The organism is Hymenobacter sp. (assembly GCF_036388155.1).
Classification (GTDB): Bacteria; Bacteroidota; Bacteroidia; order Cytophagales; family Hymenobacteraceae; genus Hymenobacter.
The window spans coordinates 12,584-27,650 of sequence record NZ_DASVSI010000087.1 but is presented as its reverse complement, the minus strand read 5'-3'; the positions used below and the strand labels follow the sequence as shown (position 1 = coordinate 27,650).

Sequence of the window (15,067 nt, the reverse complement as noted above, 5' to 3'; positions counted from 1 at the left end):
GTGCAGGAATGGACGGGCAGCTAGCCCAACCGGGGCGCAGCAGAATGCAGGTGGGGTTCGAGGGGCGGTGGGGCGGGCTCCGCCAGCGGGCCCGCCTGGTGCTGGCACGCGGTTTCGAAAAAAGCCAGAGTTTTGGCTAGCATGGCTTCCACCGTAAAGTGCTGGCGGGCGTGGGCGTACTGCCGCTGCTGCAGCCCCAGCAGCGCGTCCGGCGCGGCCAGCAAGCCGTGCAACTGCCTCGCCAGTGCCGCCGGCGTGGTGGTTTGCGGAATGGAAGCTTCCGGCGTGGCCGCCAGCAGCTCGGGGCTGCCGCCCGCCACCAGGGCCACGGCCGGGCACTGCGCGGCCATGGCTTCCACCAGCACGTACGGGCAATTTTCGCGGGTAGCCGTGTGCACGTACACGTCGGCGCCGTGCAGCAGCCCCGCCACGTGGCGGTGGTAGCCCAGCAGCACTACCTCGCGTTGCAGGCCCTGCTCGGCCACCAGCCGGCGCAAGTGCGCTTCGTCTTCGCCCAAGCCCACCAGCACCACCACAAAATCCGGGGTGTGCTGCCGCAACTCGGCTGCCAGCTGCACCAGGTACTGCTGGTTTTTGCGCCGCTCCAACTGGCCAATGTTGAGGATAACGGAACGGCCCGGAAACAGCCGGCGCAAGTCGGGGCCGGCGGCGGGCGGCGCGTAGGGGCGGGGCGGGGCAAAGGCGGCCAGGTCGGCGCCGTTGTGCACGGCAACGTGGTGGCCGTTGGGGTCCAGCCAGGGCAAGGCCCGGCGCAGCACGTAGTCCGAAGTGCCCAGGAAATACCGGGTGCGGCGCAGCAGGAAATTGTACCAGCGGTGCAAAAACCGCTCCGTGAGGCTGTTGGCTGGGATGCTCAGCTGTTGCACGATTTCCTCGCCGGGGTGGTCGTTGAAGTGGCCGGTCACCACCACCGGCACGCGTGCGGGCAGCGCCAGGCGGGCGGCCCAGCCGCTGCTCACGTCCTGGGCGTTCACCACGTCGTAGGGCTCGCGGCGGTCGATGGCGAAGTAAATTTCGGCCACAAAGCCGAGTTCTAGCCCAATTTGGTGGCCCAGGCGGCCGGCCACCAGCCCCAGCCCGCGGCGCACGCCTCCAATGGAGCGCCGAATCCACCGCGGCAGGTTGTCCTGCGTCACCACTGTGACGCGGTGGCCCTGCGCCCGCAATCCCTCGGCCAGCCGCTCGTAGTGCACCCGCACGCCCGTGGGTGCCCCCGGCACCATCAGCGAAGTCAACAAGATGTTCATGAGGTAAGGGAGGTAGCAAGGGGTTCAAAAGCAGGAGTGTGCTCGGCGGAACGTTGCAAATAGCTCTCGTAGCGGCCCAGGGCCGGGTGCGCCCACGCGGGCAAGGCCCCGAGGCCGCGCAGCCGCGCCAGCAGGGTTTGCAGCGCCGGCCGCAGCTCGGCCGTGGGCCAGCGCAGCAGCACGGCCCCCAGCACCACCGCCCCCGTGAGCATGAGCAGCGCCAGGGCCAGCAGCGCCGGGCAGTGCCAGGGCCGCAGCACGGCCGCCACCGCCAGCAGGGCCGCGCCCACCGCCGCCGCGTTCAGCAGGCCCGGGCGGTACAGGCCCAGGATGCGGGCATAGGGAATGCCCAAATCCTGGTGCGTGACGCGCATGTACAGGAAGGTGCGCACCACCTCGCCCGTGCCGATGGCCAGGGCAATGCCGCCCAAGCCGTAGCCGCGCAGCAGCCAGAACAAGCTGGCCAGCAAGGTCATAAACTGCAGGTTGAGCACCACCTTGCGGCGGAGGTTGGCGCGGGCATCGGCCACAATGCCGGCAAACATGGTGGTCATGCTCAGCGGAATGGCGATGCACAGCACCCGCAGAATGGGCACCGACGCCGCCCAGCGTGGGCCCAGCAGCACTTGCACCAGCTCCGGGGCGGCCACGGCCACGCCGGCGCACAGCGGTAGAATGAGGGTGGCCACCAGCGTGCTGCTGGTCAGGTACAGAGCGCGCACCTGGGGCAGGTCATCTTTTATTTTGCTGAACGCCGGAAACGCCACCCGCGCCAGGCTGTGGGTGAGAAAATACATGGGCAGATACAGCAGCATGTAGGCGCGGTTGTAGACGCCCAACATCCCCGAACCCATCAGCCGCCCGATGAGCAGCGTATCGAGGTTGCCGTTCACGAATTCCAAAAAGCCCACCACCGACACCCGACCGCCGTAGCCCAGCAGCCGCGCGTACGGCGCCCGCACGAAGGTGAACCGCAGCGAGTGCCGCACCACGGCATAGCTCAGCACTGCGGCGAAGAACTGCTGGGCCAAGCTGGCCAGCACCAAGCTCCACACGCCCAGGCCCAGCCAACCCAGCGACACGCCCACGCCCCCGTAGCCCAGCACGTAGGCCGCCACTTCCACCTTGGCAATGACCTCGAAGCGCATGTTGCGGCGCAGCAGGCTGGTGGCCGTCACGCCCAGGCCCACCAGCACGAACCCCAGCGCCTGCACCCGCACCAGCGGCACCACGGCCTCGTTTTTCAGCAGCAGCACCGCGAGCGGAGCCCCCAGCCAAGCCAAGCCCGCCACCGCCAGCCCCAGCCCCAACGAGGCCGTGAACGTGGCGCGCACATCGTCGGCGTCAATGCGGGAGCGCTGCACCAGGGCATGGCCCAGGCCCATCTCGGCAAAGTAGCTGCCGAAGCGCAGCACCACGCCGGTCATGGCCACCAGGCCAAACGCCGCGGGGTCCAGCAAGCGCGCCATCACGGCCGTGTAGCCGATTTGCAGCACGGCCGTGAGCACGGTCGCGGCCGTGGTCCACTGCACGCCGCGCACGGCCGTGGCGGCCAACGATGGGGATGAGGTAACTGCCATAAAGGAAAAGGAAAGCGGCCCGGACCGAAGCGTCACACCCCGTAGTACTTGTAGGCAGTGGCTTTGTAGCGGTATTCGTAGGTGTTGGCGAAGTGCACGTCGTTGATGACCATGTAGATGTTTTCCACCTTGTGGTCGCGGTGCATTTCGTTAATCTGACTCACCAGCCCCCGGTCGGTGTAGTTCTGGCGCACCACGTACAGCTTGGCGTCGAGGTACTGCAGCAGCACCAGGAATTCCGCCACGTAGCCAAAGGGTGGGATGTCGACGATGACGTAGTCGTAGCTCATGCGCAGGTGCTGCACCAGCTCGCCAAGCAAGGAGCTTTCCAGCAGCATGGTGGGATTGTGGGGCAGGGGGCCGCAGCACAGCACTTCCAGGCCCAGAATGTTGGTGCTGCTGCGGGCCTGGGTCAGCGAGCTTTCGCCGGCCAGGTAGGTGCTCAGGCCGTGCGGGGCGTGCGCGTCGAGGCCAAAGTAGCGGGCCAGCGTGGGGCGGCGCATGTCGCATTCGAGCAGAATGACCCGCCGGCCGCTTTGGGCCAGCTCCGCGGCCAGGTTCGCCGCGCAAAAGCTCTTGCCTTCGCCCGGCACCGACGACGTGACGCCGATGACCCGGTGGTGGTGCCCGCTGGCCAGGTAGTGCATGTTCACCCGCACCGAGCGAAAGGCCTCGGAAATGGGCCCACGGGTGTCGTGCAGCATCTTCTGCATTTCGTCGGCCGTGCCGTGCGGAATCAGGCCCAGCACCGGGATGCTGGTGAGGCGCGCCAGGTCTGCTTTGCTTTGCACGCGCCGGTTGGCCCTGGTGTGAAGCATCACCAGCCCGGCCGGCAGCACCACGGCGGCCAGGCCAGCCAGCAGCGCCACCAGCAAGGGCTTGGGGGCCGAGGGGCCCAGGCTACTTTGCTTGGCGGGGTCCACCACCTTTTTGTCGGTGGTATTGGTGGCCAGCGCAATGGCCGCCTCGCTGCGCTTTTCCACCAAGAAGCTGTAGTTCTTTTCGTTGAAGTTGCTGGTGGCTTGCAGCGTGCCGAGCTGGCGCTGGTTTTCGGGCATGCGGTTGAGCTGGCCCTGCACCGTGCCCAGTTGCTGGTCCACGTCGCGCAGGCCGTTGCTGGCGGTGGCCACCAGGCCCGTCAGGGTCTGCGTCAGCAGCGCTTTGGTGGTGTTTATCTTTTCGTCCAGCACCAGCAGCAGGGGGTTTATCTCGCTGGCGTTCACCGTGAGGGCGGCCCGCTGGCCGTTCAGCTCGGCCAGCTGCTGAATGAGGCCGGTGGCTGCTGGGTCGTCGAGGCCCGCGCTGCTGAGCGCGGTGAGGCTGCCGGGCTTGCTGTGTTCCTCCAGGTAGTTCAGCATGTTCTGGTACTGGCGGCGCTGGGTGGCCAGCCGGGCCCGGGCGGCCGTGAGCTCGTTCTGCTGCCGAATGCCCACGCCCGACTGCGCGTCGGCGTCCACCACGCTGTTGGCTGAGCGAAACGTGCTCAGGCTCTGGGCCGCGCGCGACTTTGAGGAAGCCAGCTTGTTGATTTCTTCGTCGAGAAAAGCGACGGTTTTGCGGCCAATCTGGTTCTTTTGCACGAGGTCGTCTTCCACGTAGGTGTTCATCAGCGCGTTCAGAAACCGGATTTCTTTGGCCGGCACCGTGCCCCGCGTGCTCAGCTCCAGGATGCGGGACTCGTGGTCGGTGGGGCGCACTTTCAGCCGGCTCAGGTAGTCTCCCACTAGGCTGGCCTCGTCGTTGAGCCGGAAGAAATACCGCGCGCCGCTCTCAAAAGCCGCCCAGTCGGCCCCTGGCTGGAACACGGCCGTCAGCAGCGGGCTGCGCAGCGTGTCGCCCGCGGCCACCGTCTGGTCCAGCTCTACCCCGTTTACTTCCCGCACCAGCTCGCCCGTGCTTAGGTAGCGCAACTCGCCGCGCTTCGCCGAGGCGTGCACCCGAAATTTGTTGGCGGCTACCGATTCTACGTAAATAGACACGCCCGTGACCTGCGGCCGGTTGGGGGCCGTGGTTACCCGGAAGGGGGCGTCTTCGGGGGCGCGCTCGCGCACCTGCAGCGGCCGCACCCAATTCAGCCACGACTTGGGTTCCGCGAAGTAGCCTACCGAAAACGGGAGTTGGGCCAGCGTGCGCCGCACCATGCCCGAGGAAGTGAGCAGCCCCACTTCATCCTCCATCTTCAACCCTTTCGACTTGCTGTCCAAGAGCTGCAGCAGCTCCTGCGCCTGCTTCGAGCCCGTGGACTGGTCGCCCACGAGCAGCGTGGCCCGGAAGTCGTACAGCGGCGCTTTCACCTGCAGGTAGGTCCAGGCCAATGCTGCCATCAACAGCAGGGAACCCACAAAATAAAGCCAGCGCCGCCGAAGGTTAAAAAAAAGCTCGTGTAAGTCCAATTCGGCAGAGAAGACAGCAGGGCGCGTTTCCATATGGATAGGGGGAGCATAAAGCCCGTGGTAATTTAATAAGCGAAGCTTTATTTGATATCCAAAAAGCTGAGCAGCAACACAATGGCCGACACGCCCGCGAACACGATGCCCAGGTTGCTGGCGTTGCCGCGCACGGCCCGGGCCTTCAGGGGTTCGATGTACAGCGCGTCGTTGGGCAGCAGGTAGTAGTAGGGGGATTGCAGGAGCTTGGCGTCGGTCAGGTCCAGCAGGATTACCTGCGAGCCTTTGGGGGTTTGGCGAATGAGCTTCACGTTCTCGCGGTTGCCAAACTCGGTGAGGTCGCCGGCCAGTCCCAATCCTTCCAGCACGGTGGCCTGCGGGTTGTAGATGAAGTAGCGGCCCGGCTGCCGCACCTCGCCCAGCACCGTTATTTTAAAGCTGAGCAGCTTCATGAGCACGTTGGCGTCGCGCACGTAGGCGCCCACTTTGCCCTGCACCAAGGTTTCGGCCTGTTTCACGCTCAGCCCGGCCACCTTCACCCGGCCCACGGTGGGCAGGTTGATGGTGCCAGCCTCGTCCACAGGGTAGCCCGCCAGGTAGAGCGTGCTGGGGTCGCCGGCCGTCATGGTCTGGGTGCTGGGCACGTTGAAAATGTCGCTCAACACGGGTTGCACGCTCTGCACCCGAATGCTCAACACGTCGCCGGCCTGCAATTGGTAGTCCGGGCGCGCGTTGGCGATGTTAACGGGGCTGAGGGTAGAATAGGCCTGACCTTGCAGATAAGGCAGCTTTTGCTGGGTTACGCAACCGCTAAGAAAAAATAGCCATGCAAAAAAAATATTTCCCGTCCGTAAATGCACTCCCATACACCTCCTCATTTCATTAAATGGTTCTATAAAAAAGTAAATTAATGAAATGAATGCATTAATACAAAATATTAACGAAAAATTAATATATTTAGACGTCCTTTCAGTTTGCACTGAGGCATTCCACGTTTTCTACTGTACAGCTTACCAAAAGGGGCATTAGTCGTTCAACCAAAGACATGGCGCGAAATTCCAGTCGGAGCCGCTACCCCCGTTGCCTAAAATAAGCACCCCAACCCCCGAGCTAGACGGTGGTGGGCGCCGGCCCATCCACTGAGCCAAAGTCTAGCACAAAGGCGGTGCCGCGGCCCACTTCCGACTCGGTGCGCAGCGTGGCTCCGTGGAAGCCGGCGATGGTTTTGGCAATGGGCAGGCCCAGGCCGTAGCCTTCGGGGGAACCCGGCCCGGTGGCATTGAACCGCCGGAACCGGTCGAAGAGGTAGGGCAGGTGCGCGGGGGCAATGCCCGGGCCCGTGTCTTCCACCCGCAGCGTGTACCTGCCCCCGGCGCCTTCGCGGCCCAGCACCCGGATGTGCCCGCCCTCGCGGTTGTACTTGATGGCGTTCGAGAGCAGGTTGCGCAGCAACAGGTGCAGCAGGCTGGCGTTGGCGTGGGGGCGCAGGTCGTTGCCTTTCAGGTCGACTTCCAGGGTTAGCTCGCGCTGCAGGCGCCGGTCTTCCAGTTCCTCGGCCACGTCGGCGAGGGCCGTGGACAGGCGCACCGGTTCGTCGCGCAGGTACTGGGCGTTTTCGATGTTGGCAATGAGCAGCAGGGTGCGCACGGTGTTGCGCAAGCGGTAAAGCGTGCGCTGGGACTCCACAATTTGTTGGGCGTGCGCCTCCGACAAGCTGGGGTCCTGCAGCATGTTTTCGAAGCGCGACTGCAGGATGCTCACCGGCGTCAGCAGCTCGTGGCTCACGTTGCTCATGAACTCGCGCTCCTTGGCAAAGGCCGACTGCACTTGGTGCATCAAAGCATTCAACCGGTCATCGAGCTTGCGGAAATCAGCCGTGTCAGTATCAATGGGTTCAAACCGAAAATCGGAGGGTTGCCGAATGCCGCGCAGCTTGCGGTTGATGAGCTCCCGCAAGGGCCGCAGCAGGTAGTGCGTGACGGCACCGTCCATGACCACGGCCACCAGCGAGGCGGCCACCAGCAGCGCGAAAGCCAGCTGCTGCAAGGTCCCGGTCAGCAAGTCAATCAGGTCGAGCGAGGAGCCGATTTCGAGTTGGCTGGCGGTTTCTCCGGGTCTGCGGGCCGGGCGCGTAAACTGCAGAATCCGGTACTCCTCCACTTGCTGGTCTACCCGGCGGGGCTCCTCAAAAATGCGTTCGGGGGCGAGCGGGGTGCCCGCGGGCAGGGGCGTCAGCGTGATGAACTCTTGCTTGAGGATGTTGTAGTCGGCGTCGCTTTCGGCGCGCTTGCTGCGCTCGAAAGCTTCCAGCCCGTCGCGGTCGATGAGGGCCAGCACCCGCTGCTGCTTGTAGCGCAGGCGCAGGTCGGTGTGGGCCACCGCGGCCCGGTGCATCACCGGCGGAATGGCCAGTGCCCCCAGCAACACCAACAGGAGCTTGGAAAGCGCATTGTAGAGAGCCAGCTTTACTTCGAGACGCATGCGGTAAAATGGGTGAAGGAGTGAATGGGTGAAGGAGTGAATGCGCAAATGAGGTTCCGCGGCAATGATTGCCCATTCACTCCTTCGCCCATTCACTCCTTCACCCATTGAAGCTACTCCGCCGCCCGGTAGCCGATGCCGCGCACGGTTTCCAGAAAGTCGGCGGTGCCAAACGGGGCCAGTTTTTTGCGCACGTTTTTGATGTGCACGTCGATGTAATTTGAGTCCGAGTCGTCTTCCAATACATTGCCCCACAGGTGCTCGCCGAGCTGCAGGCGGGTGAGCACCCGGCCGCGGTGCAGCAGCAAGTAATGGAGCAAGTCGAACTCCTTTTTCGTGAGGGGCACGTCCTGGCTGCCGTGGCGCACAAACCGGGCATTGGGGTCCATCCGGAAGCCCTGCCCAAAGGTGATTTCGGGCCGCTTCAGGTTGAACTTGCGCCGGGTGATGGCGTGCATGCGGCTGGTGAGTTCCAGCAGCGAAAAGGGCTTGGGGAGGTAGTCGTCGGCCCCCAGGTCCAGCCCGCGGATGCGGTCGTTGATGGCGCCCCGGGCGGAGAGGATGATGAAGGAAGCCTCTTGTTTCTCGTTCAGGCGCGCTTCCTCGAGCAGCACCAGGCCGTCGCCGTCGGGCAGGCCCAGGTCGAGGAGCACGAAATCATAACTGCTAACAAAGAGTTTCTCCGAAGCTTCGGCGTAGGTGTAAGCCGAATCGACCAGGTATTTGGCTTGCACCAAAAACAGGCGCATTTCCTGGTGGAGGCTTTTTTCGTCTTCGATGAGCAGGACGTGCATGGGGAAATCAGTTGGTGAGTGGCAAGTTGCAGCCGCAACAGTACTGCATCTTGGCTGAAGGTCAGGTGAAGGACTGGTTTTTTCGCGGCCGGCGTTTGCCGCCCGTGGCGTAATTTGCTGCACCAACGCTCTGCTCTTTGCAACCCAATATACCTATGAACGCACGTGTATCTCTCTGGCTGGCGGCGGTGGCTTTTGTGGCCGCGCTGGCAAGTCCCGCCACGGCCAGCGCCCAGGCGCAGCCCAAGGCCAAAACCAAGGTGAAGCCGCCGGTAACCACCATTTACCTGGTGCGGCACGCCGAAAAAGACACCGCTAACCCCGCCGACCCTGCGCTTTCGCCCGCGGGCGCCGCCCGGGCCCTGGCCCTGCGCCAAACGCTGGTAAAACGCGGCCCCGTGGCCATTTTCACCACCGACACCAAGCGCACCCGCACCACGGTGGCGCCGCTGGCCGAAGCCCTCAAACTTGAGCCCCAGGTATACGACCCCCGCCGTGGGCACGACCTGGCCGACCGCATCGAGAAAGAATACCACGGCAAAACGGTGGTTGTGGTGGGCCATTCCAACACCTTGTTGCCTTTCATTGACGACTTCGGTGCCACCCGGCCCGTGGAGGAAATTGCTGACAATGAGTACGACTACCTGTTCACGGTGCGCCTCGTGGACGGTGCCACGCCCACGGTGGACGTGCGCGGCTACGGTGCCGAGCGCAAGGGCAAAGCCGCGGCCAAGCCCAGCGCCCAGGCCACGCCCATGAAGTAAGCCGCGGCTGCCGCTTACTTTCGCCGCTAAGCCCCCCAAAAGGGGTTCACTTTCTGCTTTCCTATGAACCTGATTCGTTCTGCTGCCTGGGGCCGCCGCGCGGCTTTGGCCGCGACGCTGCTGGCCGGGGCCGCTTCCGCGGCGTCTGCCCAACGCGCCCCCAAACCTGCCAAAGTTGACAAAGCCGCGGAGCTGGCAGCGTACCGCACCGACTCGTTGGCGCTGCGCAAAATCTACGACGAGGCCCTGTTGCGCGGCCAGAGCTACGAAAACCTGCGCTACCTCACCACCACCATTGGGCCGCGCTTGTCGGGCTCGCCCCAGGCCCAGCAGGCCGTGGAGTGGGGCAAGGCCACCATGGAGAAAGCCGGCTTCGACCGCGTGTATTTGCAGGAGGTGATGGTGCCGCACTGGGTGCGGGGTGCCAAGGAGAAAGGCGAGATTGTGGGCAACAAGGGCAAGGAAATCAAAGTGCCGGTGTGCGCCCTGGGCGGCTCCATTGGCACCAACGGCAAGCTGAAGGCCGGCGTGGTGGAAGTGAAGAGCATGGACGAGCTGCGCCAATTGCCCGAAGCCGCCGTGAAGGGCAAGTTCGTGTTCTTCAACCGGCCGTTCGACGACGCCCTGATTGAGCCAGGCGTGGCCTATGGCCGCGCCGGCGACCAGCGCCGCACCGGGGCCATTGAGGCTTCGAAGCGCGGCGCCGTGGGTGCCCTCGTGCGCTCGCTGACCAGTTCCCGCGACGACTACCCGCACACGGGCACCATGAGCTATGACCCCGCCGTGCCCAAAGTGCCCGCCGCGGCCCTTAGCACCAACGCGGCCGACCAGCTCAGCCTGCTGCTGAAGGCCAACAACGACCTGCAGTTCGAGCTGGAAATGGAATGCCAGACCCTGCCCGACGAGAAGAGCTACAACGTGGTAGGTGAAATCAAGGGCAGCAAATTCCCGGAGGAAATCATCACCGTGGGGGGCCACCTCGACTCCTGGGACCTGGCCCAAGGCGCCCACGACGACGGTACGGGCTGTGTGCAAAGCATGGAGGCCCTGCGCTTGTTGCGCGCCACGGGCTTCCGGCCCGAGCGCACGGTGCGCGCCGTGCTGTTTATGAACGAAGAAAACGGCGCCCGCGGCGGGCAGGAGTACGCGCGCCTGGCGGCCCTGAACAAAGAAACCCACGTAGCGGCCATTGAGTCGGATGGCGGCGGCTTTACGCCCCGCGGCTTCAACGTAGACAGCGAAGCCGGCACCCTGGCCAAAATGGCCAAGTGGAGCCCCCTGTTGCGTCCCTACCACGTCGACGCCCTGACGCCGGGCCACGGCGGCACCGACATCGAGCCCCTAAAAGCCACCGTTCGCCCCAAAGCCCTGATTGGCTACGACGGCGACTCGCAACGCTACTTCGACCTGCACCACACCGCCGCCGACACCTTCGACAAGGTGCACAAGCGCGAGCTGGAGCTGGGCGGCGCCGGCATGGCGTCCCTCATTTACCTGCTCAGCAAGTACGGCCTCTAAGTTGGTAGTTGCTAGTTGTCAGTTGTCAGTTGCTGGTTGTCAGTTGCTGATAGCGCATAGCTGATGGCTCATAAGGAGGTTGTCATAACCCTGACAACTGACAACTGACAACTGACAACCAAGGCTAGCTTATTTGAATTTGATGAAGCTTCTGGTGTGTCTTTTGTGGGGAGTGGGAAGCTGGCTGGGGCTTGCGCAGCCGGCCGGGGCCCAAGTCCTGCCGCGGGAAGGCACCAGTCGCTATTGGGTAACATTCCGCGACAAAAGCAGCGCGCCGTTTGACCCCGCCGGCTACTTCACCCCGGCGGCGCAAGCCCGGCGCCAACGCCAGCACCTGCCGGCTTTCGAAGGCACTGATTTGCCGGTGCGGGCCGAATACGTGGCCGCCGTTGCCGCTGCGGTGGACACCGTGACCTTGGTAAGCCGGTGGTTTAATGCGGTTGCGTGCCGGGCCACGCCCGCGCAAGCGGCGTTGCTGCAAGCCATTCCCGGGGTTCTGCGGGTGGAAGCGTGGCCCGCGCGCCGGGTAGAAGTGGCCAGCCACGAAAAATCCTCAGCCGAGGAGGGTGTGGCGCCTGAACCGGGCTCCATTTCGGCCAACGACTACCTGCTGGCCCGGCGCCAAACCGCGCACCTCGACGGTCCGGCGCTGCGCGCAGCCGGGCTTGATGGCCGCGGCCTGCGCATCGCCGTGTTCGACGTCGGCTTTCGGGGCATGCCCACCCACCCGGCTTTTCAGGAGCTCCTGGCCAGCAAGCGAGTGGTGGCCACGCACGATTTCCTGCGCAACCGCGACGACGTGTACCACACCGGCAGCCACGGCACCGAAGTAATGGGTTGCCTGGCCGGCCGCCTGCCCGCCGGCCCTGGAGGCACGCCGGGCCCCGCCCTGGGCCTGGCGCCGGGGGCCGAGTACTTGCTGGCCCGCACCGAGCAGCTGCACCGGGAGCGCTACGCCGAGGAAGAAGCCTGGCTGGCCGCCGTGGAATGGGCCGACCGGCTGGGGGCCGACATCATCAATTCTTCCTTGGCTTACACCGAGCAGCGCTATTTCCCCGAGCAGATGAACGGCCGCCTCAGCCTGATATCGCGGGCCGCCAACCTGGCGGCGCGCAAGGGCCTGCTGGTGGTGAGCGCCGCCGGCAACGACGGCGACAACGACTGGGTGCGCATCGGCACGCCTGCCGACGCGGACTCCGTGCTGGCCGTGGGCGGCGTTGACCCCGAAACCGGCCTGCACGTCGACTTCAGCTCCTACGGCCCCACGGCCGACCGCCGGCCCAAGCCCAATCTGGCCGCCTTCGGCGTGGTGCTGACTACCACGCCCACCGACTACGAGCGGCTGGAAGGAACGTCTTTTTCGGCGCCGCTGGTGGCGGGGTTGGCGGCTTGCGTGTGGCAAAAAAACCGCAGCCTGACGGCCATGCAGGTGTTCCAGGGCCTGGAAAAATCAGCCGAGCTCTACCCGTATTTCGATTATGCCCACGGGTTTGGCCGGCCGCGCTTCCGCCATTTTGCGGCGCCCACCAAGCCAGCGGAAAATCCGGTGCCCACCTTCGACTTTGTGCCGCACGACAGCCTGGTGGCCGTCGTAATACGCAGCGAAGCCGCCATTCGGCCCGCCGAAATCCTGCCTTTAATGGCCGACCAAAGCGAAGCCGTGTTGCCCCCCGCCCCTGTGAGCGACGCCAAAGCTCCCGCCGGTGCGCCGGTGCCGCCCGTGGGCCGCGAGCAGCCTTCGCCCACGGGCAACGCCCCGTTGGCGCCGTTGCCGGAGCCCAACTACCCCGCTTATTTGTACTGGAACCTGGCCGACCGCCGGGGCGTGCTGCGGCGCTACGAAACCCGCGCCGTTACGCAGCGGCTGGTGGTGCAGGTGCCGCGCCGGCTGCTGCGCGGCGGCGACGTGCTCCGAGTGCATTTCAAAGGCTACACCGGCACCTATTCGGAATGAGAACACTGCTTCTGAAGTATTTAGGGCCGAAGATGTTGCGAGAAGCAGTGGCCACGCGCAGCTGCCGGCGGCGCGCCTCTGCTCTGGGGCTGCTGGTATGTGCGCCGCTGCTGGGGCAGGCGCAGCAAGTGCTGGTGAAGGCCAACGTGGCCGAGGACACCGTGAAAAACAAGTTTGGGCCCAACCGGCGATACTTTGGCCACGCGTACGTGAGCTACGGCTTGCTCGCGGGGGCCGCCGGCCAGGGCGCGGAGCTCGACCATGGCTTGCGCTCGGCGGAGCTGCGCGTGGGCGGGCGCCTCAAGTTTCGGTTCAGCCAGGCGCTGGCCTTGAACCTGGACCTGGGCTACGGCTATTTGCGCTACCAGCTGTCACAAAACCCCACCAAACTGGTGCCCAGCCCTGCCTTGCACCGGCGCGAAAGCCTGGGCCTGCACCAGCTCTACTCTGAAGTCAGCGTGCGCCTGAATGCCGGCCGCCGCGGCAATAGCGTGGGCCGCTACTTGGACCTGCTGGCCGGTGGGGGCTGGGTGGCCGCCACCAACCACGCCACCGAAGACGAGCCCGGCCCAGGCATTGGGTCGGTAGAGACCACCGAGCACGGGCTGCCCTACCTGCGCCGCTGGACCAGCGGGGTGGGAGCCCGGCTGGGCGTCGACCGCTATGCGCTTACGGGGCGCTACCGGCTTTCGTCGGTGTTTGGGCCGGGCTACGAGCAGTGGCCCGACCTGCCGCGGTGGGTGGTAGGGCTAGAAATCGGACTGTTCTAACCATCCGGTTTGATGGCCTTCGGAAACCCATTGTCGAGGCGTTGCCGTAAACTTCCCGTTGGCAAATGGCTGGCTCGATTTTGGTTCCAAGGAAAGCCTTTGGCCATCTTTTCCCACCTTACCTTCGCACGCGCTTCCCACTCAGCGCGGCCTTCTTTCAACTTATGAAAACCCCATCACTCAAACTTACTGGCTTATTCCTGCTGGCCGCCGGCATGGCGGGGCAGCTCGCTTCGTGCGTCAGCACCGAGCGCGAAGTAAATACCTCTACCGTTGACCCCCGCACCACTTACCGCCCCCCGGCAGCGGGCGAGCGCAACCGCGTGAGCAGCAAAACCGTGCTGAATACCGTGAGCGTAAGGCATCCTTTCTCTGACCCCGTTAAGCCCGATAACTTCATTCTGCAGTTGCGGGGCCCGCGCGTGCTCACCGCGCAGGCCCACCTGATTGTGACGAGCAGCACCGGCGACACCCTGCGCCACGAGGTGATGCCCGCCCGGGCCCTGCTCAGCGAAAAGGCGCTGAACGACCCCCAGTCGGCGAGCGTGCGCGACAAGGAAATCGCCATTTTGCAGGGCATGAACAACTTCTTTGCCGATGCGCATTTCATGCAGCCCGCCGTGCCCGCCGGCACCGAGCAGCCCGCCGAAGTGGACGCCAAAACCTGGGCAGCCTTGCGGGAAGACCCCAACGCCGTGGGCTTCGACTACGCCGTGGCCAACGGCGTGGAGCGCCGCCTGACCTACGCCCGCAAGCTGGGCAAAGCCGTCGTCCTCAGCCAATAGCAGCGCCCCCGCGTAGATAACGTCGGTTACTACTTTTTACCAGCCACCCCTTTTGCCCTCGCGTCATGAAGTTTTTTGTTTCGTTTGTCATCGTTCTCGCCGTCATTCTGGCGTACATCCGCTTGGTGCCTTCGGCACCCATCAACCCCGTGCTGCCCGTGAGCGAAGGCCAGCAGGAAGTGAACGGGCATAATTCTGAAGTGCCGCCCGGCTCGGAAGAAAAGCGCACCACCGAAGAAGAAGCCGAAAACAACTCCAGCACCATGATTGCGCCGCCCGCGCCCGGCCAGACCTACGGCGCCGCGTTCAGCCCCGAAGGCGCCCTGCCCGTGAGTGCCATCAACACCGCGTTGGGCGGGCGCGATTCGGCCCAGGTAAAGCTGGTAGGCAAGGCCTCGGCCGTGTGCCAGGCCAAAGGCTGCTGGATGACCTTGCCCACCGCCGATGGCAAAGAAATGCGCGTGCGCTTCCGTGACTACGCCTTTTTTGTGCCCAAAGACCTCAGCGGCCACAACGTAGTGGTGAGCGGCTGGGCCCACCGCAGCACGGTGCCCAAAGAGGACCTGCAACACTACGCCAAAGACGCCGGCAAGTCCGACCAGGAAGTGGCCGCCATCACGCAGGACGAGCAGCAGCTCACCTTTTTGGCGGATGGCGTAATCGTGCGCGACTAGCCATTTCTGCCTGACTGCTAAAGCACTAAAAGGCCGCCCTTCGAGGCGGCCTTTTTCGGTTATTACCTCGTTTTTCGTGGGCGTCGTAGCTT

Annotated in this window: 12 protein-coding genes; 6 read left to right on the top strand and 6 right to left on the bottom strand. The window is 64.6% G+C overall.

The genetic code is table 11. The features are described 5' to 3' along the window. Positions 1–20: 20 nt before the first annotated feature. The 6 genes from VF629_RS12175 to VF629_RS12150 all read right to left on the bottom strand — a co-directional run bounded on the left by VF629_RS12175 (position 21) and on the right by VF629_RS12150 (position 8,510). Positions 21–1,268, bottom strand: a complete 1,248-nt coding sequence (locus VF629_RS12175) for a glycosyltransferase family 4 protein (protein WP_331058758.1) — start codon at positions 1,266–1,268, stop codon at positions 21–23. Then, a complete protein-coding gene (locus VF629_RS12170) occupies positions 1,265–2,848 on the bottom strand; it encodes a lipopolysaccharide biosynthesis protein (protein WP_331058757.1) in 1,584 nt (527 codons plus the stop codon). The genes VF629_RS12175 and VF629_RS12170 overlap by 4 nt, the downstream gene beginning before the upstream one ends. 32 nt (positions 2,849–2,880) lie before the next feature. Beyond that, positions 2,881–5,274 carry a GumC family protein gene (locus VF629_RS12165; RefSeq protein ID WP_331058756.1) on the bottom strand — a complete coding sequence of 798 codons (2,394 nt, stop codon included), beginning with the start codon at positions 5,272–5,274 and terminating at the stop codon, positions 2,881–2,883. Between the two features lie 47 nt (positions 5,275–5,321). Next, a complete protein-coding gene (locus VF629_RS12160) occupies positions 5,322–6,101 on the bottom strand; it encodes a polysaccharide biosynthesis/export family protein (RefSeq protein ID WP_331058755.1) in 780 nt (259 codons plus the stop codon). Between the two features lie 244 nt (positions 6,102–6,345). Further along, positions 6,346–7,716 carry a sensor histidine kinase gene (locus tag VF629_RS12155; RefSeq protein ID WP_331058754.1) on the bottom strand — a complete coding sequence of 457 codons (1,371 nt, stop codon included), beginning with the start codon at positions 7,714–7,716 and terminating at the stop codon, positions 6,346–6,348. A gap of 113 nt (positions 7,717–7,829) precedes the next feature. Next, positions 7,830–8,510 carry a response regulator transcription factor gene (locus tag VF629_RS12150; RefSeq protein WP_331058753.1) on the bottom strand — a complete coding sequence of 227 codons (681 nt, stop codon included), beginning with the start codon at positions 8,508–8,510 and terminating at the stop codon, positions 7,830–7,832. A gap of 155 nt (positions 8,511–8,665) precedes the next feature. On the opposite strand from VF629_RS12150, the gene VF629_RS12145 reads away from it, so the two are divergent. The 6 genes from VF629_RS12145 to VF629_RS12120 all read left to right on the top strand — a co-directional run bounded on the left by VF629_RS12145 (position 8,666) and on the right by VF629_RS12120 (position 14,975). Continuing rightward, positions 8,666–9,274, top strand: a complete 609-nt coding sequence (locus VF629_RS12145) for a histidine phosphatase family protein (RefSeq protein ID WP_331058752.1) — start codon at positions 8,666–8,668, stop codon at positions 9,272–9,274. Between the two features lie 63 nt (positions 9,275–9,337). Further along, positions 9,338–10,792, top strand: coding sequence for a M20/M25/M40 family metallo-hydrolase (locus VF629_RS12140; protein ID WP_331058751.1), 1,455 nt, complete (start codon positions 9,338–9,340; stop codon positions 10,790–10,792). Positions 10,793–10,934: 142 nt separating this feature from the next. After that, positions 10,935–12,746, top strand: coding sequence for a S8 family serine peptidase (locus VF629_RS12135; protein ID WP_331058750.1), 1,812 nt, complete (start codon positions 10,935–10,937; stop codon positions 12,744–12,746). Beyond that, the gene (locus VF629_RS12130; protein ID WP_331058749.1) at positions 12,743–13,516 is read left to right on the top strand and encodes a hypothetical protein; all 774 of its coding nucleotides are present in this window, start codon (positions 12,743–12,745) and stop codon (positions 13,514–13,516) included. Before VF629_RS12135 ends, VF629_RS12130 begins: the two co-directional genes overlap by 4 nt. A 164-nt stretch (positions 13,517–13,680) precedes the next feature. After that, a complete protein-coding gene (locus tag VF629_RS12125) occupies positions 13,681–14,301 on the top strand; it encodes a hypothetical protein (RefSeq protein ID WP_331058748.1) in 621 nt (206 codons plus the stop codon). A gap of 65 nt (positions 14,302–14,366) precedes the next feature. Next, entirely contained in the window at positions 14,367–14,975 is a 609-nt protein-coding gene (locus VF629_RS12120) for a DUF4920 domain-containing protein (RefSeq protein ID WP_331058747.1), read from the top strand. Positions 14,976–15,067: the final 92 nt, after the last annotated feature.

Excerpts from the sequence above, each read along its gene's own strand:
- VF629_RS12175 (WP_331058758.1), bottom strand. The coding sequence starts at position 1,268 with ATGAACATCTTGTTGACTTCGCTGATGGTGCCGGGGGCACCCACGGGC.
- VF629_RS12170 (WP_331058757.1), bottom strand. The coding sequence starts at position 2,848 with ATGGCAGTTACCTCATCCCCATCGTTGGCCGCCACGGCCGTGCGCGGC.
- VF629_RS12165 (WP_331058756.1), bottom strand. The coding sequence starts at position 5,274 with ATGGAAACGCGCCCTGCTGTCTTCTCTGCCGAATTGGACTTACACGAG.
- VF629_RS12160 (WP_331058755.1), bottom strand. The coding sequence starts at position 6,101 with ATGGGAGTGCATTTACGGACGGGAAATATTTTTTTTGCATGGCTATTT.
- VF629_RS12155 (WP_331058754.1), bottom strand. The coding sequence starts at position 7,716 with ATGCGTCTCGAAGTAAAGCTGGCTCTCTACAATGCGCTTTCCAAGCTC.
- VF629_RS12150 (WP_331058753.1), bottom strand. The coding sequence starts at position 8,510 with ATGCACGTCCTGCTCATCGAAGACGAAAAAAGCCTCCACCAGGAAATG.
- VF629_RS12145 (WP_331058752.1), top strand. The coding sequence starts at position 8,666 with ATGAACGCACGTGTATCTCTCTGGCTGGCGGCGGTGGCTTTTGTGGCC.
- VF629_RS12140 (WP_331058751.1), top strand. The coding sequence starts at position 9,338 with ATGAACCTGATTCGTTCTGCTGCCTGGGGCCGCCGCGCGGCTTTGGCC.
- VF629_RS12135 (WP_331058750.1), top strand. The coding sequence starts at position 10,935 with ATGAAGCTTCTGGTGTGTCTTTTGTGGGGAGTGGGAAGCTGGCTGGGG.
- VF629_RS12130 (WP_331058749.1), top strand. The coding sequence starts at position 12,743 with ATGAGAACACTGCTTCTGAAGTATTTAGGGCCGAAGATGTTGCGAGAA.
- VF629_RS12125 (WP_331058748.1), top strand. The coding sequence starts at position 13,681 with ATGAAAACCCCATCACTCAAACTTACTGGCTTATTCCTGCTGGCCGCC.
- VF629_RS12120 (WP_331058747.1), top strand. The coding sequence starts at position 14,367 with ATGAAGTTTTTTGTTTCGTTTGTCATCGTTCTCGCCGTCATTCTGGCG.